The 22,595-nt window shown below is 50.8% G+C and carries 21 protein-coding genes; 14 read left to right on the top strand and 7 right to left on the bottom strand.

The window, feature by feature from the left end; genetic code table 11:
• Positions 1-309: 309 nt before the first annotated feature.
• Positions 310-1,197, top strand: coding sequence for an ELM1/GtrOC1 family putative glycosyltransferase (locus MO867_RS03330; RefSeq protein ID WP_252464595.1), 888 nt, complete (start codon positions 310-312; stop codon positions 1,195-1,197).
• On the opposite strand, the gene MO867_RS03325 is transcribed toward MO867_RS03330, so the two are convergent.
• Positions 1,194-1,859, bottom strand: coding sequence for a YrbL family protein (locus MO867_RS03325; protein ID WP_252464593.1), 666 nt, complete (start codon positions 1,857-1,859; stop codon positions 1,194-1,196). The two genes, MO867_RS03330 and MO867_RS03325, sit on opposite strands and share 4 nt — an antisense overlap.
• Positions 1,852-2,982: a glycosyltransferase family 4 protein gene (locus MO867_RS03320; protein ID WP_252464591.1), complete on the bottom strand. Its 1,131-nt coding sequence runs from the start codon at positions 2,980-2,982 to the stop codon at positions 1,852-1,854. The genes MO867_RS03325 and MO867_RS03320 overlap by 8 nt, the downstream gene beginning before the upstream one ends.
• Before the next feature lie 227 nt (positions 2,983-3,209).
• On the opposite strand from MO867_RS03320, the gene MO867_RS03315 reads away from it, so the two are divergent.
• Together MO867_RS03315 and waaA are read left to right on the top strand one after the other, a co-directional pair.
• Positions 3,210-4,130 (top strand): glycosyltransferase family 2 protein, encoded by a 921-nt coding sequence (locus MO867_RS03315; protein WP_252464589.1) that lies wholly within the window; start codon positions 3,210-3,212, stop codon positions 4,128-4,130.
• A 101-nt stretch (positions 4,131-4,231) separates the two neighbouring features.
• A complete protein-coding gene (waaA, locus tag MO867_RS03310; RefSeq protein ID WP_252464587.1) occupies positions 4,232-5,557 on the top strand; it encodes a lipid IV(A) 3-deoxy-D-manno-octulosonic acid transferase in 1,326 nt (441 codons plus the stop codon).
• A 13-nt stretch (positions 5,558-5,570) separates the two neighbouring features.
• On the opposite strand, the gene MO867_RS03305 is transcribed toward waaA, so the two are convergent.
• The gene (locus tag MO867_RS03305) at positions 5,571-7,094 is read right to left on the bottom strand and encodes a TolC family outer membrane protein (RefSeq protein WP_252464585.1); all 1,524 of its coding nucleotides are present in this window, start codon (positions 7,092-7,094) and stop codon (positions 5,571-5,573) included.
• 350 nt (positions 7,095-7,444) lie between these two features.
• Here MO867_RS03305 and MO867_RS03300 point away from each other — a divergent pair, with 350 nt between their 5' ends.
• From MO867_RS03300 to MO867_RS03285, 4 genes are read left to right on the top strand one after another with little or no spacing between them, the layout of a single operon-like run.
• On the top strand, positions 7,445-8,095 hold the full coding sequence (locus tag MO867_RS03300) for a paraquat-inducible protein A (RefSeq protein ID WP_252464584.1): 651 nt from the start codon (positions 7,445-7,447) through the stop codon (positions 8,093-8,095).
• The gene (locus MO867_RS03295; protein ID WP_252464582.1) at positions 8,092-8,772 is read left to right on the top strand and encodes a paraquat-inducible protein A; all 681 of its coding nucleotides are present in this window, start codon (positions 8,092-8,094) and stop codon (positions 8,770-8,772) included. The genes MO867_RS03300 and MO867_RS03295 overlap by 4 nt, the downstream gene beginning before the upstream one ends.
• Positions 8,765-11,149 carry a PqiB family protein gene (locus tag MO867_RS03290; RefSeq protein ID WP_252464580.1) on the top strand — a complete coding sequence of 795 codons (2,385 nt, stop codon included), beginning with the start codon at positions 8,765-8,767 and terminating at the stop codon, positions 11,147-11,149. Before MO867_RS03295 ends, MO867_RS03290 begins: the two co-directional genes overlap by 8 nt.
• 22 nt (positions 11,150-11,171) lie before the next feature.
• The gene (locus tag MO867_RS03285; RefSeq protein ID WP_252464578.1) at positions 11,172-11,723 is read left to right on the top strand and encodes a DUF4136 domain-containing protein; all 552 of its coding nucleotides are present in this window, start codon (positions 11,172-11,174) and stop codon (positions 11,721-11,723) included.
• A 90-nt stretch (positions 11,724-11,813) separates the two neighbouring features.
• Here MO867_RS03285 and MO867_RS03280 read toward each other — a convergent pair whose 3' ends face one another.
• Together MO867_RS03280 and MO867_RS03275 are read right to left on the bottom strand one after the other, a co-directional pair.
• A complete protein-coding gene (locus MO867_RS03280) occupies positions 11,814-12,866 on the bottom strand; it encodes a glycosyltransferase (protein ID WP_252464577.1) in 1,053 nt (350 codons plus the stop codon).
• 37 nt (positions 12,867-12,903) lie between these two features.
• On the bottom strand, positions 12,904-13,944 hold the full coding sequence (locus MO867_RS03275) for a glycosyltransferase family protein (RefSeq protein ID WP_252464575.1): 1,041 nt from the start codon (positions 13,942-13,944) through the stop codon (positions 12,904-12,906).
• Between the two features lie 138 nt (positions 13,945-14,082).
• On the opposite strand from MO867_RS03275, the gene MO867_RS03270 reads away from it, so the two are divergent.
• The 6 genes from MO867_RS03270 (at position 14,083) to parE (ending at position 19,795) form a co-directional block, all read left to right on the top strand.
• Positions 14,083-14,745, top strand: a complete 663-nt coding sequence (locus MO867_RS03270; RefSeq protein ID WP_252464573.1) for an NUDIX domain-containing protein — start codon at positions 14,083-14,085, stop codon at positions 14,743-14,745.
• Positions 14,746-14,832: 87 nt separating this feature from the next.
• On the top strand, positions 14,833-15,354 hold the full coding sequence (locus MO867_RS03265) for a DUF1249 domain-containing protein (RefSeq protein ID WP_252464571.1): 522 nt from the start codon (positions 14,833-14,835) through the stop codon (positions 15,352-15,354).
• Positions 15,355-15,395: 41 nt separating this feature from the next.
• Positions 15,396-16,220: a 3',5'-cyclic-AMP phosphodiesterase gene (gene cpdA / locus MO867_RS03260; RefSeq protein WP_252464570.1), complete on the top strand. Its 825-nt coding sequence runs from the start codon at positions 15,396-15,398 to the stop codon at positions 16,218-16,220.
• Between the two features lie 303 nt (positions 16,221-16,523).
• Entirely contained in the window at positions 16,524-17,207 is a 684-nt protein-coding gene (locus MO867_RS03255; protein ID WP_252464569.1) for a hypothetical protein, read from the top strand.
• Between the two features lie 73 nt (positions 17,208-17,280).
• Positions 17,281-17,895, top strand: coding sequence for a YqiA/YcfP family alpha/beta fold hydrolase (locus MO867_RS03250; protein ID WP_252464567.1), 615 nt, complete (start codon positions 17,281-17,283; stop codon positions 17,893-17,895).
• A 13-nt stretch (positions 17,896-17,908) separates the two neighbouring features.
• Positions 17,909-19,795 carry a DNA topoisomerase IV subunit B gene (gene parE / locus MO867_RS03245; protein ID WP_252464566.1) on the top strand — a complete coding sequence of 629 codons (1,887 nt, stop codon included), beginning with the start codon at positions 17,909-17,911 and terminating at the stop codon, positions 19,793-19,795.
• An 888-nt stretch (positions 19,796-20,683) separates the two neighbouring features.
• Here parE and MO867_RS03240 read toward each other — a convergent pair.
• The gene (locus MO867_RS03240; RefSeq protein ID WP_252464564.1) at positions 20,684-21,025 is read right to left on the bottom strand and encodes a winged helix-turn-helix transcriptional regulator; all 342 of its coding nucleotides are present in this window, start codon (positions 21,023-21,025) and stop codon (positions 20,684-20,686) included.
• Positions 21,026-21,156: 131 nt separating this feature from the next.
• Here MO867_RS03240 and MO867_RS03235 point away from each other — a divergent pair, with 131 nt between their 5' ends.
• Positions 21,157-21,750, top strand: a complete 594-nt coding sequence (locus tag MO867_RS03235; RefSeq protein WP_252464562.1) for an NAD(P)H-dependent oxidoreductase — start codon at positions 21,157-21,159, stop codon at positions 21,748-21,750.
• 119 nt (positions 21,751-21,869) lie between these two features.
• On the opposite strand, the gene MO867_RS03230 is transcribed toward MO867_RS03235, so the two are convergent.
• A complete protein-coding gene (locus MO867_RS03230; protein WP_252464560.1) occupies positions 21,870-22,547 on the bottom strand; it encodes an SDR family NAD(P)-dependent oxidoreductase in 678 nt (225 codons plus the stop codon).
• Positions 22,548-22,595: the final 48 nt, after the last annotated feature.

Below are 22,595 nucleotides of genomic sequence, written 5' to 3'. Positions count from 1 at the left end.
AAGAGAGTTTTTTCAGAAGGGCGAATAACAAGCGTTTGGAGAGTACTCCATAAAAGTCTGCAGCCTGTGAGTACCCAAATGAAGTTTTCCAGTAATAATTGTGGCGGTTGCGACCAAGACCTTTTGGGAGCACGAGTTGATAAGAGCGCGCCCGCTATGACAGTCCAATTAGAATTGGGAGCAGTATACTGGATGTTTCTGGGCTCCAATAGGGGCAGGAGCGGGGGGCAGCACGCGGTGGCGTAGAGAGCTTGCAGTCAGTACACTGCGCCTTGAGTGTCGGTTTGATGGGTAAATTAGGGGCCTATATTGCAGCTTACAGTCTGGCGTTTTCTCGATGGTAACCGTGCGCACGAAAAGCAGAGCGCTGCCTTGGTGGAGGGGATACGTAGGAGTTTTGGTGGGGAATTACAAGCTTTTGATATACCTTCAGAGTACTCTGCCGGCCGCATCTTCCTAAACCCTGGAGAATGGTTAGGGGCATGCCCCAGGCCGGATTTTCTGATTGGGACAGGCCGCCGCAGCCGCCTGCCCATGTTGTCGGCACGCTATCGTTTTGGTGGTCGTACAGTGGCCATCAACCGTCCTTTACTCCCCTACCGTCTTTTTGACTTTGCTATTGTGCCTGAGCATGATCGGCCGCCGCCGCTGCCCAACGTCATCCTTAGTCAGGGGGCTCTGACAGAGCCGCTGCCGAATGATGCCCTTCAAGTCGGCAAGGGACTTATTTTATTGGGTGGGCCCAGTAAGCACTACGTTTGGGACTCGGTTTCAATTCATCAGCAGGTAGAGCAGCTGCTAGCACGGCCTTTGGATTGGTCTGTTTCTGACAGTCGGCGAACACCAGAGGGCACACTGGAGTTATTGAGCGGTAGTGATGTTCAACGGGTCGACTGGCGCTCTTGCCCACCGGGCTGGCTTCAGAAGCAGCTCTCAGAGGCCGAAACGATCTGGGTTACTGAGGACAGCATTTCCATGCTCTTTGAGTCGCTGCAAAGCCGTGCGCAAGTGGGCGTGATTCGAGTTCCGAGCCGCAGTAGGTCCAATAAAGTGCGCTCTGCGGTTCAGCGCCTTTTGGATCAGGGGCGCGTGACCGATCGGCTGCTGGCGGGAGGAGGCATTAAGCGCCAGCCACTAGATCAGTATTTGGTGTGTGCTAGAGCATTGTTACAGCGATGCGGACTGCCGGCGAGCTAACGCCTTAAGCCCTCGGCTTCATATTTTCTCCAGGGGATTTCCTTATCGGAAATTTCCCATTCTACTCTGAGCCACATACGTTCAATCCGGCGCCGAATATAGCGTTTGGCAAAGTAGCTGGAAATTTTCGGCAGTGCTAGGAAAGTGGAGCAGCCAAGCCCGTCAATTAAATAGACTTGTACTTTCCCCTGCTGTTTCTGTAGAACCAAGTTGTGGGCAATCAGGTTTTTGGTCAACACTTCATATTCGAGCAGCCATTCCGAGAACTCTCGCAAAGAAGTGCGGATTTCTGGGGTCAGGCCGTATTTATTCAGGTATTGGCGTAGTGTGGGGGCGGGGTGGCCATCACTCTCAAGGATCATATCGGTAACCGCCGCAGGCCCTAAGCTGGTTTCCTGCATTCCATACCAGCGCGGCAAGTGTAACCAAAGCCCATCGCGACCAGTGGTTATCACCCTTTGGTTGTAGCCTTCCAGCTCCCGTAGGTTGTCATCAAAGTAAGACTGTCCTCGCCAAGTCTTATACCAGGGAGCGCGGCCCAATAGTTCCGCCGTTCGGCCGGGGCGCATCACCTTCACGCAAATCTCGGGTTGCTCGGGATGTCTGTAGCAAAAGCGATTGCCCCCACTGGCAAATGGCTCGCTTTGGCTCAAATCAATCACTTGGGGTTGTTCCGGTAGGCTCACCGAGCAGGTTCTTATAGATTTCAAGGGTGTGTTCGGCCTGCCTCCCCAAAGTGAATTCGGCAGAAAGATGAGGCTTCTGTTCAGGGCTGTCGAGCAGCGTCTGAGTGCGCGTAAACAAAGCTCTTGGATCATTGATATCGACTAATCCTTGAGGGAAGCAGGCGTGCAACGACTCTGCGGGGCCCCCAATGTTATACCCTATAATAGGAGTACCCATCGCAGCGGATTCTATTACCGTTCGGCCAAAGGGTTCGGGCCGTTGGGATAGGTTATACACTAAACTGGACGCACTATACCAGTGGCGTATATCACTACGGTGACCAACGAGGGTTAGGCGGTCGTTCAAGCCCAATGCCTGAATCCGTTGCTGTAATTCTTCGGCATAGTGCTGCTTATTTTTCTCGGCGCCGCCGAGGATGACCCCATGGATATCACTGCGGTGCTTGATCAATTGGTGAATCAGGTTAATAAAGTCCTCTTGTCCTTTCCAGCGAGTTAATCGCCCAGGCAGAAGTAACCACCGCTTTCCGCTCAGCTGGGGGAACTCCTTTAACACTTGGTTGTGCCAGGATTCCGGTGCTTGAACATCGGAGTTGAACTCTTTGGTGTCCACCCCGCGATAAACAACTTGAGGCGGGCGCTTTAGGTACTTGGAGTAGTTTTTGATTAGGTAGTCATTGACGCACTCCGAAATCGCAATCACCTGCTCGGTGCTGGCCATAATAGCGCTATAGCGATTTATCGAGTAGAGGCCGTGTGCGGTGCTGACTAGGCGGGGGCGTGTTTCTGCGGGGAGGGTACGCCAAGCCAGATAAGTCAGCCAAGCTGGGACCCTAGAGCGCACATGTAAAATATCGGGTCTCTCCCGAGAAATAACCTCCCTGAGAGGAGCGACCTGCAGCAAGCTGAAGAGAGATTTTTTATGAATCGGGAACTCAATGTGAGCTGAACCCTCGGTCTCAAGCTGCTTCACCATCTCTCCGCCATTGGAGACAACCACCGATTGATGGCCGCCTGCTACCAGAAAGCGAGCGAGATCGACGGTCCCCCTTTCAACCCCCCCCGAGTTCAGAGCAGGTAAGAGCTGCATAATTTTCATGGAGGGCTACACCAGAAGTTATTCTTAAACTGATTTTGACTGAATAGTTGTGGCCGGGGCGGGAGGGTCGGCAGTAAAGCAGAGGTGAGTCGCATAGTTGCCCTGATGATGCGTTTGGCAAAAGTGGTATTATAGACAGGTCACTGTTATGGGTATAGGCTGCTTCTTTTTTAGCCGAGCATTAAAGTTTAGCCTGATTTGTGTCTGGCCGTTTCCTGGAGTTTAAATTGCACCCCTTGCTAGTAATCTGTATTTGCACCTACCAGCGACCAGAGCGGCTCCGCAATTCTTTGCAGAGTCTAGCTCAACTCCAGTTACCGTTAAACTTAAACGTATCGGCACTGGTGGTAGATAATGACTCCGTTGGTCAGGAAGGTAAGGGTGTTGTTGAAGAACTGTCTGGGAGTTTTCCGTTCCCGATCTACTGTGTTGTAGAAGAGCAGCGAGGTATACCTTGTGCCCGCAATCGTTGTATTCGCGAGCTGCAGGGTATGGGGGCAGACTACTTAGTCTTTATCGATGATGATGAGTGGGCAGAGGTTGACTGGTTGGGTCAGTTGTATACCTATGCGAAAAAATTGGGTGGGAGCACTGTCGTTTGCGGCAGTGTTGTTCGTTATTGGCCAGACTCAGCTCCCCAGTATTACTCGCGAATTTTCTATCGACAAAAGAGAAAAACCGGGGACGAACTTGACTATTGCGCGACTAGCAATGTTTTAATACCTATGAGTAATGTCCGTTCATTAGATTTGCGGTTTAATGAACAGGATCCTTTGGATGCAGGGGAGGATGTGATTTTTTTTACAGAGCTCAAGGCTAAAGGCGGGAAAATAGTATTTTGTTTCGAAGCTCGAGTTTACGAAGCTGTCCCTGAGAGCCGTGCCAATATGCGCTGGTTATCGCGCAGGAAGTTTTCTGCGGGCATTACTTTGGCCAAGCATAAGCTCGCGAAGGGACGTGGTCATAGCAGTATTCTGCTATCGGCCGTGTGTCAGCTTTTGATCTCTGGAATCGGCTGTATTCTAGGGATGATTGTCGGTGGGAAGCGATTGGGCTCCGGGCCCTGGCTGCGTGCCTGCCGCTCTGCAGGTATGGCTTGTGGTGTATTTGGTGTGCGCTCGGAGTTTTACCGGGTAGTCGACCACTAAAATTTGGGGGCAATGCTCGGAGGGTGTTTTCGAAAGCGGAGAGAACGGTCATCATAGCGTTTCCATGGTGGTAACTTTGATCTTTTGGTGACTCCCGCTTCATGCAGACTCTCTATTCTTGGCTATTCCGCCTATTTTTACCTCTAGTCCTACTGCGCCTCTGGTGGAGAGGTCGCAGTCAGCCCGCGTATCGGCGACGTTTGAGTGAGCGTTTGGGGCAGGTACCCAAGCGGCATAGTCGGGCGCCGTTGATATGGGTTCACTCTGTTTCGGTCGGCGAAACACTGGCTGCAGTACCGGTTATTTCCAAATTGGCTGCCCGACATACGGAGTGGCAATGGTTGGTCACTACAAGTACTCCGACCGGATCTGAGCGTGTCCAGGAGGCCCTGCGGTCAGTGCTTGGTGGCCGCTTATTACATTATTATCTGCCGTATGACCTGCCCGAGTGCCTAGTACCATTTCTCAATGCGCTGAGTCCCAACTTGTTGGTGATCATAGAAACGGAGCTGTGGCCGAATCTACTCAAACTGTGTGCCCGCAGGAATATCCCCACTTTATTGGCCAATGCACGTCTCAGTGAGCAATCAGCGCGTGGATATGGGCGTTTTTCCAGCTTAAGTCACGCAATGTTGAGCAACCTGAGTCGTGTGGTGGCTCAATACCCTGCGGATATGCAACGGTTTGTGGCCCTGGGTCTGCCTAAAGAGCGTGCGGTGGCTAACGGCAATATCAAATTTGATCTCAGTATTGACCTGGGGCTGGCCAGTGAAGCCCAGGTGCTAGTACACCAGTGGAGAGGGAAGTCGAGCAGGCCTATTTGGCTGGCGGCAAGTACGCATGTGGGTGAAGATGAGATTATTCTGGACGCGTTCGCTATTTTGCAGCGGGAGTTTGCGGACTTGCTGCTTGTTTTGGTACCCCGCCATCCGCAGCGCTTCGATGGTGTAGCGCGGCTATGTCGTGAGCGAGGGTTTTCACTGGCGCGCAGAAGTGAAGGGGGCCAGCTGGCGGCTACTGATCAGATTCTTTTGGGGGATAGTATGGGAGAACTGCTCCGCTTTTACGGCGCCTGTGATATAGCGTTTGTAGGCGGGAGCCTGGTCTCAGTGGGCGGTCACAATATGATTGAACCCGCAGCCTGGGGAGTCCCGATCATTACGGGCCCTCACCTGCATAACTTTGCGACGGTATCCGGTTTGCTGCAGAAGGCCGGGGGCATGATGATAGCTGATGATGCTGAATCGATGGCCCAGCAGGTGCGTGAATGGTTGGTGGATATTGGAAAGAGAAAGGCGGCGGGCCAGAGAGCTAAAACAGTGGCCCTGGAGAACAGTGGCGCGCTGGCGTGTTTGCTGGAAGAAATTGAGGGATTGGCAATGCAAAGTATTCACCAGAGAGAGGGGGAAAATCCTGCTCCCTGGTAAATTCAGTTTGCCTTTATTTTGAAAGGCTGGGCAGGCTAGTGCCACCGGTTTCCGCTACGCGCATGACATGGTTTGCAGGGTTTAGCTTCAAGTCCAGCTCCTGAAGATCCTTGGGAGAGAGCAATCCTGCCGCCTGCTTCAAACTCAGAGAGTTGAGGATGTAATCGTAGAGCGAATTGGCGTAATCGGTCTCTGCTAGGAACAGGGTTCTTTGCGCTAAGAGTACATCGACAATATTGCGGGTACCCACCTCATATCCGGCCTGTGTTGCATCCAAGGCACTTTTCGCAGAAACAACGGCCTGTTCTCGGGCGGCAACCCGAGACACATCGGTTACTACCGCGCGGTGTAAGGTGCGGGTTGTTTGGATGGTGTCGCGCTCTGCCAGGATACTCAAGTCCTCGGCCTGGAAAGCTTGGTTGCGGGCCTGACGGCGGTTGGCGCTGAGGAGGCCGCCGGTAAACAGGGGTACAGATACAGTAATTCCCGCTCTTGTTTCCCACTGATCACTCTCTTGAGGAAACCTAGTGAACTGAGTCCCCGTTGCATCGGAGGCTCGGGTTCTTTGCTTACCATCAGCAGAAAAATTACTGTAAGAGAGTGTTCCGCTGACGGTTGGTAAGTGTTCGCTGGCCTCAGCGCGGGCGTTGTAGCGGGCCGCATCAGAGCCCAGTCGCGCAGCTTTCAAAACAAAGTTGTTGGCGAGAGCGAAGTCAACCCACTCGGCACGTTCAGCGGGCACCGGAGCCGCTACCTGGAAATCATCGACCAATGGAGAGACTTCATCATGATAGCCACCGGTGAGGACAGACAGGGCATCAAAATTACTGAGCAGGTCATCCTGGGCAGTAAGGCGGCGTGCGACTGAGCTATCATAGGCTGCCTGAGAGTCGTAGACGTCGGTAATTGCTGTGAGCCCGACCTCGAAGCGCTGCTGAGTCTGTTCAAGCTGTTTAGCCAGGGCCTGTTCCTCAGAGATTGCGGCCTCCAGAACATCGTATGCGCGCAGTACGTCAAAATATGCCGTGGCGACACGAATCATCATTCCCTGCTGATTGGCACTAAACTCCGCTGTCGCTTGTTCAGTCAGCCGCTTACCCTGTTGATAATCAAACCAGGCGGGGGCATCAAAAATAGCCTGATTCAGAGTGGCGCCATAGGATCTCTCTTGTAGGCTTGTGGAGGTTCTGTTTCTGAAATCCAGCAGTTGGATATCTTCCTCTTCACCTTCTTCACTGACATCCACAAGTTGGAAGGAGTTTAATGCGCTATAAGAGTGATCCCTAAAGGCCTGGTAGCTGGCTTCTACCTGAGGGAGTAGGAATGCGCGAGACTGGTATTTAGCCTCGATACCCGCATGATAGGCAGCGCGGTCTGCGGCCAGCTCAGGGTCGTTTTCCAGTGCCTGTGTGTAAATATCCCACAGGGTGTCTGCTTGTACCTGTATAGCGCTCAGACCCAGCAGGGCGGCGGCGATTAGTTTTTTCAGCGGACGCAACTGGCGACCTCGCGGCTCTGTGCGGTTACTTCTTTTCATCTGTTTCGACTTCCTGTGGAGGGTACGGTCTTCAAGCTTTTACAAGTGGTTTGGAGCCATAGTCGCGTTGTGGGGATGTGGAGGGCTCCAGCTTTTGTCTATTACTAATATTGCCAGTCTCCCCAATAGCAGTCGCGAGAGTTTACCCGTGGGTAAACCAACCGTCGAGACGGCTTTCCGCTTTTTGCTATATCTTCGTTAAACCGACGCATATGTGCGGTTATCGGTAATTTTTTGGCAAAAACTCAGGTCCATTGAATATGGCAAAGGGCCTATATTTCAATAGACGCGGCCCACATGCATTTGGATGCGGCAAAAATTATGCAGAATAAGGCAAGAACTGACAGTCCATGGAACAGGGGCGCCAAGAGGCGGTGATAAATTGGCAGCGTGCCTGCCACGAGTGCGACCTACTATTGACTGGAGGGCTGGCCCCCCCCGGCCAGAAGCTGATTTGTCCCCGATGCCGCTGTACTTTACACCGCAATGGCAATCACAGCATTTATTACACTATTGCCCTGAGTCTTACCGGCCTTCTGTTATTTATTCCCTCGGCTACCCTGCCACTCCTCGACTTCTCATTATTTTCTTTTGGGGCTGAGAGCACATTGATCAACGGCGTTTATTCACTATTTAAGGCCGGATTTATATGGCTTGCAGCCCTGGTACTTTTTTGCAGCGTTTTGGCGCCCTTGGGGAAATTTGCACTGCTGTTGTTTATTTGTTGGGGAAGTGCATGGAGGACTCTTGATCGGCCGGTGTCCCATGCCGTGCGCTTTTATCAGCACATTAAAGAGTGGGGCATGCTCGACGTGTACATGCTGGGAGTCTTGGTGGCACTGATTAAATTAAGGGATCTGGGCAAGATGGAAGTAGAACCGGGGCTTTACTGTTTTGGTGCCATGATGTTATTGGCGAACCTCTCCTCCCTAAGTTTTGATCAAAGTGCAATTTGGCACCGTCTGGCACAGCGCCGTATGTTTAAGGGGCAGGATCTGTGAGTGATATATCCAGTAAGGGCCTGAGGGAGGGCTTAACCAGCTGTTTATGTTGCCATCAGCTAATCATTTTACCGCTGCGTGGTTCTTGCCGCTGCCCTCGCTGTAGCGCCCGGGTGTACGGTCGTATTGACGGTAGTCTGATCTTGACTTGGGCGTTGACGATTACCGGTAGTCTGTTACTTCTACCCGCCAATATTTTGCCAATAATGACCGTGGTCTATCTCGGTGCTGGTGAGCCCAGCACCATTATCAGTGGTGTCATGCAGCTATATAACACGGGGATGTGGGGAATAGCGCTCATTGTTTTTGTTGCCAGTATCGCGGTGCCGGTGATGAAATTATTAGGGCTGACATTACTTCTGGTCCAGATCCAATTGCGTATTTCATTTGACCCGCTTCAGGTCATGAAAATATACCGTGTCGTTTCCGGTATTGGGCGTTGGTCTCTATTGGACCTGTTTATGATCTCAATTTTGGTGTCGTTAGTAGATATGGGATTTATCTCTCAGGTTGCAGCGGGTCCCGGCGCCACGGCATTCGCCTCGGTGGTGGTGGTGACCATGTTGGCTGCGCGAACCTTTGACCCTCGACTAATTTGGGATGCCTATGATGGTGATTTATACAACACCGCGGTAGTGCCTGAGACGGCGCACAGGAGCGCGGCAGAGAATGGCTGAAGACTTACCTCCCCGGGATGGTAGCGATGAGCCCCGCCTGGATGGCGGCGCCCAGCGGGGGGTAGTGCGCAGCAGTAAAGGGTTGCCGCTGGTTTGGATATTACCGCTGGTGGCAGGGCTTATTGCCCTTTGGTTGCTGTATCAAGACCTGTCGGAAGGGGATGTTAAAGCCACTATTCTGTTTCACTCGGGTGATGGTCTGGTGAAGGGTAAAACCGTGGTGAAATACTCTGGAGTGGATATTGGCATAGTGCAAAATGTGCGCCTGGTGCCTAATGCTAAAGAGTTAAACGGTGCAGATGGTGTGCTGGCTGAGGTGAGTCTCAATCGCAGCGCAGAGTATTTATTGGTGGAGGGCACAGAGTTCTGGGTGGTTAAACCAGAGCTTTCCATCACTGGTATCAGCGGTCTGGAGACGTTGCTATCCGGTAATTACATCGCAGTTGAATCCGGCAGCGGCAAGCGCAAGCGCACTTTTGTCGCTCTTGATCGGCCCCCGGCATTTATTCGTGGGGATGGCCTGCGTGTGGTTTTAAAATCACGCCGGTTGGGGTCTTTGAGCCGTGGTTCACCGGTATATTACCGGCAGCTGCGTGTAGGTCAGGTGGCGGATTACCGGTTGGATCAAAATGGAAATGAGGTCAGTATCGAATTATTTATTCGCCGTGAATATGCCTATTTGGTACATCGGGGAAGTCGTTTCTGGAATAGTTCCGGAATCTCAATTGAAGGGGGTATTAGTGGTATTAGCGTCAACCTGGAATCCCTTGCCGCACTTTTTGCCGGTGGAGTAAGTTTTTATACGGCGGAAAAGCAGCGTCAGTCCCCCCTCGCCGTAAATGGTAGTGAATTTAAGTTATACAAAAATTTCTCTGCAGCAGACGCCGGTATTCCGGTGACCTTAAATTTCGACCGTGGTGTCAATGTGACACCGGACAGCACTAAAGTGTTTTATCAGGGAATTCAGGTAGGAGAGGTTAGTGGAACAAAAGCAAACCGTCGCTTAAATGGCATGGAAGTAAAAGTGCTGATGGACCCGACAACGGATGAGTTGCTGACTGAAAATACCCGTTTTTGGCTTGCTCCACCCACCTTTGATTTTACCGGCGGCTTAAATGATTTGATCCAGGGGAATCGTATAGAGGTGGATTTGCGGCGTGGGCAACGCTCTCAGCGTACCTTTACAGCACGGGATTCCGCACCGCCCATGGACCCCCGTGTACCCGGCCTTCATTTACGCCTCACATCGCGAAATCCGGGTTCTCTCCAGCGGGGGGCATCGGTATATTTTCGCCGTATAGAAGTGGGCAAAGTGCAGGGTATGGAGCTGCGCAGAGATGGCGAAGGAGTAGAAGTCTACGTCGTTATTGAGCCGCGCTACGCGCACTTTGTTAAGCAGGGGGTGAGGTTTTGGAATGTGAGTGGGTTGCGTGCCACTGCCAGCCTCAGCGAAGGTGTGGAAGTGGAGGCGGATTCCTTGATGTCTCTTCTGCGGGGGGGGGTCGCGTTTGGCATACGACGGGAAGATCTCGGTAAAGGTGGGCAGGCAGAAAATGGCGATCAGTTTCCCCTCTACCGCAATCGTGAGTCGGCAATGGAGGAAGGTGTAGAGATTCAAGTCAGCTTATTCAGTGCAGAGGGGCTAAAGGTGGGAGCCCCACTTCGCTATCGCGGGGTACAGGTTGGAGAGATTACCCGCCTGCGCCTTGGGCGCTCAATGGGCGAGGTGCGGGCGAGAGCGAAGCTCTACCATCGAGGCGAACAATTTGCGCGGGCTGGCACCCGAATATGGGTAGTCTCTCCACAAATCGGTATCGACAAAATCGCCCACCTGGATACTTTAATCACTGGGCGATATCTCGCGTTGGAACCGGGGTCTGGCGCGCCCCAAACTGAATTCCATGCCATGGATCAGGCGCCGCGAGAAGATTTCGCCGAGATTATGAGCCGCCCTGGGCTCGCCATTATCCTGGATGCGGCTAGGCGGGGATCACTGGTTACCGGCAGCCCTGTTTACTATCGCCAGGTTAGAGTGGGGGAAGTGACGGGCTTTGCTCTGGGAGAGTATGCTGATCGTGTCTATATCTACGTTCATATTGAACCTCAGTACCAGCCTCTGGTGCGAGAGCACACGGTTTTTTGGAATGCCAGTGGCGTCGAAGTGAATTTCGGCCTAAAAAGCGGCTTGAATATTAATACTGAGTCAGCGCAGGCGCTTTTAAAGGGCGGGATTGCCTTCGCTACTCCGGAGCCACCCTTCATGGGATTCGAAGTGGAGTCAGGCAGCCATTTTCCACTTTATCCAAAAGCTGAACCGAAGTGGTACACCTGGAGTCCTAAAATTGAACTTTATGGCACGGCCGATCCGGCAAAATAAGTAAGAGAATATAGGAGTTTTTATGCGCTATTTATTCACAGGTCTATTTGGCTTGCTGCTATTGGCAGGTTGCCAGGAAATACAGGTAGAGAGAGCAGTCCCTGGAGCGCCACCGGTCGCGTTTTCTACTTATAAATGGGGCGTGGCGCCACTGAGTGGCACGCCGGATGCCTCAGCGCAATTGGTGGAACTGGATGAGGAAATGCGCGATACCGTCGCTGCTGAAATGCAAGAGCGTGGCTATCGACAGGTAACTCAGGAGCAGGATGCGGATATGGTTGTGGATTACCAAGTCGCGGTAGTGGATGAATTCTTTTCCGGTGATACTCGAGATCCCAGCTGGGACAAGCAATTTGACAGTAATGCGCCGCAAGATGTGGTTGAGTTACCGCCACTCACGGATGCGCCACTGGTTATTATGAGTGTGGGGATTGGACGCCCGGGAGGTGCAATCATTTGGGGGGGGAGGGCGAGTGAATTACTAACTCGGCCAGATAGCATAGAGCAGCGCCAACGCCTGATCGCTAACGGTGTCAACGAATTATTGCGAGACCTGCCGCCGGCTTACCAATAAACCCGCGTTTTTTATTTCTGGATCTCAACAGGTCAATACGAACTGTAAAGTGAAGCCAGCCACCCTGGTGCAGTGGCTGGCTTTGCGGGCCTAGCGATCTTGTTTCATCAGTTTGTCGTAGAGCTCAATATAGGAATCGACGATAACCTGCTTGGAATAAGTCTTTGCATACTCATCTGCAGCGTTCTCAATCAGGCTCTGGCGCAGCGCCGGGCTTTCAATCACTGATTTTATTGCTTTGGCAAGTTCGGCGACATTGTCGATAGGAGTGATAAGGCCTGTCTTGCCGCTGGTGATGACTTCACCGGGTCCCTGGGAGTCGGTCGCCACTATTGGACAGCGGTGTGCCCAGGATTCCATGACGATAGAACCTAAGCCCTCGTGTCGCGATGGGCACACAAATAAATCTGCGGTGCGCATCAACGCGGTGACATCGTTGCGCCAACCGAGGAAACGAACTCTCTGCTCGAGGCCGAGCTTCTGACAGAGAGATTTCAGCTTGCTCTCTTCAGGACCGCTACCCGCTAACCACAAAGTTGCGTTGGGAATCTGTTTGAAGGCGTGCAGCAGGGTGTCAAAGCCCTTATTAATGTGCAGGCGCCCCGCAGCCAATATCAGGGGTTTATCCTCAGGGGTGTCAAAGCTATTTCTGGGCAGGGGCTTTACTGGGGTTTCATCGGCAAAATTGGGGATATGGAAAATCCGCTCTTTGGGGATTCCACCATCGACTAAATGCTGGCAAATTCCTTTACTGATGCCGATCCAATAATCTGCATGGCGGTAGTATTTCAGGTTGTAATAGTGGCCCAGCCGGCTGACCAAAATGTAGTCCTTGGAATTGGGGGTGATCGTCGTAGCGCGCCCCATCCAAGTCATTACTATATCCGGCTGCCAATGGTGGAGGGCCTCTCTGTATATTTTTCGGCCAATAAAATCCAATTTACCGCCGAATTTAAATCCCTCGGTTTCAACGACGTTGCCACGCAGCGCCTGCACCCGGTGATCATGGTTACGAATAAAAGCTTTTTCAGTGATTTCACTGCGGGGGTTTAATCCACTGACGAGACGCACAAAAAAATTTTCCGCACCACCGTGCTCGGCACCGGCGAGTATCTGTGCCACTCGAATAGGGTTGTTACTCATAATCTATCGCATTTGATCTGATGGATCTGACGGCGCTCTATTTGAGCGTGCCATCCAGATTGATGTCGTGCGCCCAAGCATAGTCATGGCTAAAGGGCTGCAGGCTAGTGGCTTCAACGATGTACTGGGCATAGAGTTTCGAGTTCATCTCGGTGTGGAAAAACTCTCTTGCCCGGGTGGCCCAAGCGCGTCGCTTGGCATCGTCAGCTTTAAATTCGCGAATTTTTGTCAGAAGGTCCTGCTCATCGGAAAAATAGACCACGCTTTCTGCCGGTAGTAATTCGTCGAAATGTAGCTTGTCACTGGTGAACTGTAGTATGCCGTTGCCCGCCAGCTGAGCCATGCGCGCAGAGGAATACCAGTAGTGGGTGTCCTGGCGGTTAAAGTTTAGTCCCATTTTCGTTTGTGCGAGGGCGCGATCGTAGTCGCGGCCCCACACTGGTGCCTCGCCAAAGCTACCGTAGGTTTTAAAATTCAGTGAATCCCCCAGGGCTGCTTTCAGGTTCTTAACCATCTGTAAGCGTTGGGTAAAATTATTACTGTTGCTGCAGAACAGCAGATCGATGGCCAAGTCTGTGCGCTGCGCGTTATTCAGGTTTTCAATTGAGGGCTCAATCGGATTGGGCATGTGATAAACACGTGCGCCAATGCCCTCAAATATTTTCAGCTCCCGGCGCCCAGTGGATACGAAAACGGCATCTGCCACTTCAGCACGGTATTTTATGCGTTCAACATTACTGGGTACGAAAAGGGGGTCATTATTACAGTGCGCGATAAAACAGTTGGGCTGTTGCAGCTTGATCGCTTTTAAAGTGTCATTGGTGATCATATCGCAGTGACCGGCGATAACCAGATCTGGTTCAAAAGCCTCAATAGTTTCCATTAAGCGTCGGTTTGCTTTTTTTACGCCCAAATTTCGAATACCGAATGGCGCTTCAAAGGCAGCGATATCGCGATCGCTAAACACCTGGGTGTAGTGGTTGTTCTTTATCAGGCCGAAGGTGAGCTTCTGGGCCCAGCTAACCCTTGTATTGCCATAGCGCCGCAGCTGTTGGTAGGCGATATTCAGCACTCTCATGTTGTGCACTCTTGAAATTCAACACGGATAGCCTCTGTAGTCAGGGGCTGGTACGGTGGGCGCAGAGTATAACAGCTGATCCCCCCGCCTTGTCGTGGAAGGCGTGCAGCAAAAGTGGGATATAAGGAAAGCCGAACCATGCCAAAAAACGACAGTCGATCTGATTTAGATCCGGCGTTTTCTTCTGATTCAGTGGAAATAATTTCTAGTGAAAGCGTATTTAAGGGCTTTTTTACTATGGTCCGCCTGCGCCTGCGACACCGTTTGTTTCGCGGGGGATGGAGCGAGGAAATAGAGCGGGAACTGTTTCTGCGCGGTGAGGCTGTCGGTGTGCTCCTCTATGACCCCAGCTGCGACCTGGTGGCTCTGACCGAGCAATTTCGCACCGGTGCAATCAAGCGCTCAGCGGGGCCCTGGTGCCTGGAAGTGGTTGCCGGTATGGTTGAGGAAGGAGAGAGTTTAGAGGATGTGGCGCGGCGAGAAGTGCTCGAAGAGGCGGGATCTAGTGTCCGCGACCTGCACTTTATTCACAGTTACATCCCCAGTCCCGGCGGTAGCTCAGAGCGAATACATCTCTACTGCGCCCTGGTGGATCTGCAGGGTGCGGAGGGAATTTTTGGTTTGGCCGAGGAAAATGAGGATATTCGCCTGCGAGTATTTCCACGTCAGAATATTGTAGACGCAATGCGGGGAAATTACGCACCTGGAGAAAACCCGATCGACAATGCCACTACGCTGATCTCCATGCAGTGGCTAGAGTTAAATCGGGAGAAATTTACGCATATGACGCCACCTGCCTGATCGGTCACAGTGTCTTGCGTCACTTTACCTGTACGAGACGTAAACTGAGATGTAAATCACGGCGGTAATAGAATCGGAGTGTTGATAATGGCTCTAATAGGCGAGGCAAGCGCGCGTCAGCGCAAGCGGATGAAAATGTCGCCAAATGGCAACGGCAAGACTGTATATCGAGTGGATTTACCGTCTTATCATGCCGACTGCGACGCAAACTACCTTCGCCTAATCAGGTTGCTGCCAGATCTCTCTGAGAGAGAGTTATGGCGATATCAAATGCCCGGTGGCACCCTGATTCTGAGAGTGGCGGCGCGCTCTAAGTACACGACGGAAGTGTTACTGAGCGCGGAGGCAAGCCTCGGCGAGTGCTGCTGGCTGGAACCGCCAAATTTGACCGCGCGTCTCTATCACGATGCGCGAATGGCAGAGGTGATTACAGTCAATGGCCTTGGGCCGGTGGGCGGAAAAGGAGTAGATACCGCTTATCCAAATCCCCGTATGCAGCGCGCAGATGAGAGACCGCAGGCTAACCGCTTTCTCGGCGAATGGCTTGAATACTGTCTCGCAAACGGTCGCGCAGAATTTGATTTAGTGCTGGATGGCCGGAAATTTTAATTCTGCAGTAGAACACATGGATGTGATTACAAGGTGAGCAAGTGATTCGCGAGCACAATAAGCCTATGGAGCCCGGTAGGGCTAACTCATATCGTCTGATTCAGATAACAGATCCACATATCGGCAGTCGCCCGGACTATCAGCTACTGGGACTGGATACGGGGTATACCCTGGACAAGGTACTGGCCGCAATCGTTTCCAAGCAGCAGTCAGCACAGATGTTGGTGGCGACTGGAGATATCAGTGCCAATGGCGCAGAGGCCGCGTATCGTCGTTTTTTACAAAAAATGCGTTTGGTTCAAAAACCCTGGTATTGGTTACCGGGGAACCATGATCTGAGTAAGCGCATGAAGCAGCTGGCTCCTAATCGCAGCACCGAGATGGTCTCCTTGGGTAACTGGCGCTTGTTGTTACTGGATACTAGTGTCGAGAACCAGATTTGTGGTGGTCTCAGTGATCCCCAGCTTGAGCGCCTGCAATTGTTGCTGTGGGAGACCCGCGACAATCCGGTAATGATCATGATGCACCACCAGCCGGTACAGGTGGGCAGCAAATGGATTGATGGGCATATGCTGCGCGATGGACGCGAGCAACTACTGCAAATGGTAGCGCAGGCACCCCATGTCAAAGGGCTGGTCTGGGGGCATGTGCACCAGCAATTTGACAGCCGCGAAGGAAGTATTGGCTTGCATGCAACACCCTCTACGTCAGTGCAATTTACGCCTGGCAGTGGGCCTTTTGCGGTTGATGAAGAAATGCCCGGCTACCGTTGGTTCGATTTGTGTGAAGATGGTAGTTACCGCACAGGGGTAGAGCGAGTGGAAATTTCAAAATACTCTGTCGACCTGGCTTCATCCGGGTACTAGATACATATCCACCTGGCAATGCTCGCTGTCAGGTGGATATGTATCAGAGAGCAGATGGAAAAACCATTCTTAACGAACTTACCTTTATTTTTTTTATACCTCCACCGTACAATGGATTCCCCTCTGATTTTATGGCCCTAGGCCTGCGGTCATATTTGTTTTTTGTGGGGAGTACCGGGATCACTTGCAGTATTTAGGTGCTGGTAAAATACATGCGTGGGCACAGATATTTTTGTGTTTCCAGTGTATTTTCAGGTACTTCGATTGCCGGATGAATATCATCAGGAAGTGAGGAATCGAACAATGACCAAATTATTTATACTGCCGTTTATCAGTGCGGCTTTACTCATCGGTGCTTGCGCACAAGAACCCAGTCAGCGAGGGCAAATCGGACCTGTTGAAGCCGCCTCGCAAGTCGATAGTCAGGGGTTAGCGCCCAGGTCCAGCGGTTTGGATGAAGTTGCAGCCGCTTTTGCCTTTGATATGAGTGGGGCCAAGGTCTTTGTGGCACCAGTTGAGATCGGTTACACCAAGCGTTTTTCCTCGGTGCCTCGCAATAGTTACCGGGAAAAGGATTACGAGCTGGATCAAAAGGACCTGCAGCAGATGAATGCACTGCTGGCCAGGACCTTTGCGGAAAAATTTCTCGCGCCGCGAAATAGCGTTGTGGTGGCGGACCAGCAGGAGGCGGATTACACCCTTTCGTTGTCTCTGGAGAAATTCTCCGTAGCCGCGCCGCTGGAGCCCTCAGCCTGGGCATGGCGTGTGTACACAGAACAGAGCGCCTACGGAGTGTTGGTGGGTACCTTGTACGACCGCGAAGGCAATCCAGTACTACGGTTCCGCGACCGCCGCGATATCGGTGAGAACTTTGGCGGGCCTGGTCCCGGCGGGCGTTTGGAGCGCTTTACCAGCGTCACCTTCTGGTCTGATATGCGTGTAGATATGCGCCGTGCCTTTGCCAGTTTGAATCGCACTCTGCTCTGATCTCGGCTTTGTTTGCGGCTTCTGACTATATAGAGGCCCCCGAGTAGCGATATGGGCGCTATAATCACCGTCTATGCAAACTAACGACCTTCAGGGAAGGCCGCTGCTGATTTATCTGCACGGCTTTCTTTCGTCACCACTGTCCTTAAAGTGCCAGTTGATGCGGGAGCGGCTCAAAGCTGAATACCCGCACATCATCTTCTGTGCTCCCCAGATCTCCCCGTATACGGCCATAGCCGCGCAATCGTTGGTCAGGCTTGTGGAAGAGTTCTCCAACGCAGGCCCGGTTGGCTTGGTGGGAAGCTCTATGGGGGGCTTTTGGAGCACTTATTTGGGAGAGCGTTTCCAGTTGCCGGCGGCCCTGATCAATCCCGCTGTACGCCCCGGGCGGTTTATACCGGCTTATGTGGGGAAGGCTTTGCAGCCCTATAGTGGCGAATCAGAGGAGTACTGTCTCACGCAAGCCGACGTGGATGTGATGCAGCAGCTTGAAGGCGAGATTGAAAATCCGCTGCAAAGCCGTTACTGGCTACTTGCCCAGCGCGGCGACGAAGTCCTGGACTACCGCGATGCGGAACGTTTTTATCAGGGGCAGCGCCAAACGATTGAAGAAGGTGGTGATCACAGTTTTCAGAAGTTCGCACCTTATTGCGATCCCATCATCGAATTTTTATTTAACGAGCAGTAATCAATAAAAAACCATGGCTAATTATTCCGCCGAAGATATTGAGGTACTCACAGGGCTAGACCCGGTGCGCAAGCGTCCCGGTATGTATACCGATACCACACGCCCTAATCACCTGGCCCAGGAAGTGATCGATAACAGTGTCGATGAAGCACTCGCTGGACACGCTAAAAAAATAGAAGTGGTACTGCATAAAGACCAATCGCTCACCGTGAGCGATAATGGCCGCGGTATGCCCGTAGATATCCATCCCGAACAGGGGCGGCCCGGAGTGGAGGTGATTCTTTCAACCCTGCACGCCGGAGGTAAGTTCTCCAATAAGAATTACCAGTTCTCCGGTGGTCTCCACGGCGTTGGTGTGTCGGTGGTAAACGCCCTGTCTAAAATGCTGGAAGTCACTATTCAGCGTGATGGTAAGGTCCATCGAATTGGCTTTCAAAACGGGGATAAAGCTTCCGACCTTGAAGTGATAGGGGATTGTGCTAAGCGCACAACCGGTACCAGTGTCCGCTTTCTTGCGGACCCCCAATATTTTGATTCCGCTAAATTCTCTGTTGTTCGCTTGCGCCATTTGCTCCGCGCAAAGGCGGTACTCTGTCCTGGTCTTACGGTTACTTTTATCAATGAGTTGGATGGTGAGTCCGATGAGTGGTATTACGAAGATGGCCTCAAAGACTATTTGGCGGCTGCCAACCAGGGCTGGGAAGTCTTACCGGCGGAGCCTTTTGTTGGAAATTTTTCTGCCTCGACAGAAACCGCGGATTGGGCTGTACAGTGGCTGCCGGAGGGCGGTGAGGTTACTGCAGAGTCCTACGTTAACCTGATTCCGACCGCTCAAGGGGGAACCCACGTCAATGGCCTTCGCGCAGGTCTATTGGATGCCATGCGCGAGTACTGCGAAATTCGCAACCTGCTGCCCCGCGGCATCAAACTGGGCCCGGAAGATATCTGGAGCCTGTGCTCCTATGTCCTTTCTGCCAAACTGGCCGATCCACAATTCTCTGGTCAAACCAAGGAAAGACTTTCCTCCCGTGAGGCCACCGCTTTTATTTCAGGTGTTGCCAAGGATGCATTTAGTCTGTGGTTGAACCAGCACACTGAAGAGGGTGACAAACTCGCCGAACTTTGCATAAGTAACGCACAGAAACGAATGCGCTCAGCAAAGAAAGTTGCACGAAAAAAAGTGACCCAGGGACCTGCGCTACCGGGAAAACTGGCGGACTGCTCCAGTGGTGATACCTCGCGCTCGGAACTGTTTCTGGTAGAGGGAGACTCTGCAGGTGGTTCTGCCAAACAGGCCCGAGATCGTGAATTTCAAGCGATTATGCCGTTGCGTGGAAAAATTCTGAATACCTGGGAAGTGGATTCAGGCGAAATCCTGGCTAGCCAAGAGGTACACGATATTGCCGTTGCACTCGGTGTGGACCCGGCTAGTGATAATTTGGAAGGTTTGCGTTACAACAAAATTTGTATTCTTGCTGATGCGGATTCGGATGGATTGCATATTGCGACCTTGTTGTGCGCCTTGTTCCTGCGTCATTTCCGCCCACTGGTCACTAAAGGCCATGTCTATGTGGCCATGCCCCCGCTGTTTCGTATTGATCTTGGCAAAGAGGTCTACTACGCGCTAGATGAGTCTGAGAAACAGGGTATTCTCGATAGGATCAGCGCCGAAAAGAAAAAGGGCAAGATTCAGGTAACCCGCTTTAAAGGTTTGGGGGAAATGAACCCCTTACAACTGCGCGAAACTACCATGGACCCAAATACACGCCGCCTGGTACAGCTGTACATAGATTCTGAAGATGATAGCGATCAGCTTCTGGATATGCTCCTGGCTAAGAAGCGGGCGGGAGATCGCAAGCAATGGCTTGAGAGTAAAGGCAACCTGGCTGAAGTCGGCTGATTTTCTTTGTAGTAAAAGCCCTGGAGAGCAGGGCTTTTCACGTTTTTCATCTAGCTCGTTCTTTACTGCTAACTGAATGCCTTCCGTAATTAACTGGTGATACCTTTTGTTGTTATTCTTGGAGCATTATTTGAGTGTCAAATGGCGCCTCGATAAATGCCAAAAAGTGCGACAATAATGATAATAAAAGCTTGGTATTATTTGATCTTCCGGCCCTACATTTGTTCTTGTCTGTTTGCTACATTTTAATCCATCCAATTGCCTGTCAGCTAAAAATTAAAGATGACAGGTTTTTTCTCTATTGGTATACAAATATGTGAGCTCAAGTATTGTGGCTTTTGGTGCCGAAAATGAAATTGAAAATAGTAGGGACCGTTGGTGAAGTAATTGTCGATTTTGCGGATATTTATTGCCGGGTATTGCAGGACTTTAATGGGCTCTTTACATCAAATACCTTCAGAGTCGAATGCAGGGTTTGAGGAGAGGCCTACTTTCAACATCAAGCAAACAGGTTGGATGAGCTTATTTGGGATTCAATGACCCGTCAATATACAGTATATCTATCGATGGTACCTTTCAAGAAGATATGGGAGCTGCGATCAGAATAGGTTAACCCTGAGTTTCGGGGGTATGTAAATTCTAGAGAGTCAGTTGAATTGGCTTTGCCAAATAAAGAGTTCACTAACAGGGATTTATTTATAAGAATTACTGTAAAATAAGGTTCAGGTATATCGTTTATGTAACTTCTGGTTCTCGCGCTGCCATCATTTTACAAAAGATATAGTCCTCCTGTGGCAGCTGGGTATCTAATGAGATTGCCAATCTTGATTATTAGGCCCAGACAGGAAATTGAATTTTCAGGGTAGAGAATTTAATGTCCTCTACTTATCACTGATTGAAATTATTCTTTTCCAGGTGTGTTAGTCCCCAGCTATGTAAAGCCTCAATAGCTGGTGTGAGTGTTCTTCCATATTCGCTAATAGAGTATTCAACTCGCGGTGGTACTTCAGGATAAGCAGTTCGCTCAATAAGGTTGCGGGCTTCCAGTTCACGTAGTTGCTTGGTAAGCATCCGTTGAGTGATGTCGGGCATAAGCCGGCGAAGCTCATTAAATCGGGTAGTCTTTTGAATTAGGTGATAAAGAATGGCTCCCTTCCATTTTCCACCAATGATCTCCAATGTGGCCTCCACCGGGCAGCCACGATTACAGTGATAGTCAGTATGAGCCATAGATTTCCACATAGGTATACAAAAGGGTACTAGATATCAAAAAAGTGCGTTCTTACGCTTTCCCAAGTATTGCTCTATTCTCACCGGATTCCAGTTGGCCAGATAGAATACATACAATGAAAAGAGGTAATATGAAAACACTTGTGGTACTTGCTCATTCTGATCTAGAACGCTCAATAGCGAACAAGTCTATCATTGATGATATAAAGGGGGAAATCGATATCACCGTGCGGGATCTCTACTCACTTTACCCTGAGTTTAATATTGACGTTGAAGTAGAGCAGCAAGCTCTGATCCAGGCAGACCTGATTATATTCCAGTACCCTCTGCATTGGTACAGTATTCCAGGGATTTTAAAAGAGTGGCTTGATAAAGTAATGATTTATGGGTTTGCCTATGGCTCCACAGGCAATAAATTACGTGGTAAGTCTTTACTGGTGAGTACAACGGTAGGTGGTGAATCTGGCTCGTATCAATTGGGCGCTAGTAATGGAGACAGCATGACTACTTTTTTGAGTCCACTTAAACAGAGTGCCGATTTTTGTGGTCTAGTTTGGCAAGAGCCTATAGTGAGTTTTGACATGGTATTTGTCCCCGGTGTAGATGGCAGGCAAGGAGAGATACAGCAGCGTGCTAAAGATCACGCTGTGCAGTTGTTAAGTAGAATCGATAATTATTCGATAGCTGATGGCCGCGAGCTTTCTGGTGGTAACGAAGGTGTTTAGATTTCTGCTGTAAATCTAATACATTTGCGCAATGAAGAGCACTGGCGAATTACCTTATATTATTGTCAACAGGTAATTGTGGTCCGATGTTACATATTCTCTTCGGACCTTGTTCGGAACTAATTTCGGCCTGCGGTTACGCCACCATCGACGTCCCAAATGGCACCGGTCACCCAGTTGGCATCTGAGCTCAACAGGAAATTTATTACGCTGGCGATATCTTCTGGCATGCCGATTCTGCCAATAGGATGGAATCCATCAAAAGAAGATAGTGCAGAATCTACTTCTTCAGGATCAATAAAAGATTCATAGATTGGCGTTTTTACCACAGCTGGAGATATAGCGTTTACACGAATATTATAATCAGCCAGTTCCATAGCCATATGTTGAGTGAGGGCGTGAAGTCCGGCTTTGGCCATTGAATAAGCAGAGGACGGGGTCGCCTTTATCGCTTGTTTTGCCCACATGGAACCGATGTTCACGATACTGCCAGTGCCATTATCAACCATGTTATGTGCGACTGCCTGACTAATAAAAAAGGTCGCTCGGTTGAGGTCAAGATAGGTGTTGTAGTCGGCACTGCTATGTTCGAGAAAAGCAGTGGGCTTAAAATATCCTGCAGCATTAACCAAGTATTTGAAATGATAATTACTGGATTCAATGTATTCAATAATGCCTTTAATATCATCGTCCTGGTATAAATCAGCCTGGATTAGATCTGCAGATTTATAGGGTGTTATCTCAGTCAAGGCTTTTTCCAGTTTTCTGAGATTATTACCAATAATAATGGCCTGCATTCAACTTTGAAGTGCATCAGTTAATCCCCTGGAAAAGAACGGTCAGCT

This window comes from Microbulbifer okhotskensis, assembly GCF_023895975.1.
Classification (GTDB): Bacteria; Pseudomonadota; Gammaproteobacteria; order Pseudomonadales; family Cellvibrionaceae; genus Microbulbifer; species Microbulbifer okhotskensis.
The sequence above is the reverse complement of the archived record's forward strand: the minus strand, read 5'-3'. Positions and strand labels throughout refer to the sequence as shown.

Excerpts from the sequence above, each read along its gene's own strand:
- MO867_RS03320 (WP_252464591.1), bottom strand. The coding sequence starts at position 2,982 with ATGAAAATTATGCAGCTCTTACCTGCTCTGAACTCGGGGGGGGTTGAA.
- waaA (WP_252464587.1), top strand. The coding sequence starts at position 4,232 with ATGCAGACTCTCTATTCTTGGCTATTCCGCCTATTTTTACCTCTAGTC.
- MO867_RS03305 (WP_252464585.1), bottom strand. The coding sequence starts at position 7,094 with ATGAAAAGAAGTAACCGCACAGAGCCGCGAGGTCGCCAGTTGCGTCCG.
- MO867_RS03300 (WP_252464584.1), top strand. The coding sequence starts at position 7,445 with ATGGAACAGGGGCGCCAAGAGGCGGTGATAAATTGGCAGCGTGCCTGC.
- MO867_RS03290 (WP_252464580.1), top strand. The coding sequence starts at position 8,765 with ATGGCTGAAGACTTACCTCCCCGGGATGGTAGCGATGAGCCCCGCCTG.
- MO867_RS03285 (WP_252464578.1), top strand. The coding sequence starts at position 11,172 with ATGCGCTATTTATTCACAGGTCTATTTGGCTTGCTGCTATTGGCAGGT.
- MO867_RS03280 (WP_252464577.1), bottom strand. The coding sequence starts at position 12,866 with ATGAGTAACAACCCTATTCGAGTGGCACAGATACTCGCCGGTGCCGAG.
- MO867_RS03275 (WP_252464575.1), bottom strand. The coding sequence starts at position 13,944 with ATGAGAGTGCTGAATATCGCCTACCAACAGCTGCGGCGCTATGGCAAT.
- MO867_RS03270 (WP_252464573.1), top strand. The coding sequence starts at position 14,083 with ATGCCAAAAAACGACAGTCGATCTGATTTAGATCCGGCGTTTTCTTCT.
- MO867_RS03265 (WP_252464571.1), top strand. The coding sequence starts at position 14,833 with ATGGCTCTAATAGGCGAGGCAAGCGCGCGTCAGCGCAAGCGGATGAAA.
- MO867_RS03255 (WP_252464569.1), top strand. The coding sequence starts at position 16,524 with ATGACCAAATTATTTATACTGCCGTTTATCAGTGCGGCTTTACTCATC.
- MO867_RS03250 (WP_252464567.1), top strand. The coding sequence starts at position 17,281 with ATGCAAACTAACGACCTTCAGGGAAGGCCGCTGCTGATTTATCTGCAC.
- parE (WP_252464566.1), top strand. The coding sequence starts at position 17,909 with ATGGCTAATTATTCCGCCGAAGATATTGAGGTACTCACAGGGCTAGAC.
- MO867_RS03240 (WP_252464564.1), bottom strand. The coding sequence starts at position 21,025 with ATGGCTCATACTGACTATCACTGTAATCGTGGCTGCCCGGTGGAGGCC.
- MO867_RS03235 (WP_252464562.1), top strand. The coding sequence starts at position 21,157 with ATGAAAACACTTGTGGTACTTGCTCATTCTGATCTAGAACGCTCAATA.
- MO867_RS03230 (WP_252464560.1), bottom strand. The coding sequence starts at position 22,547 with ATGCAGGCCATTATTATTGGTAATAATCTCAGAAAACTGGAAAAAGCC.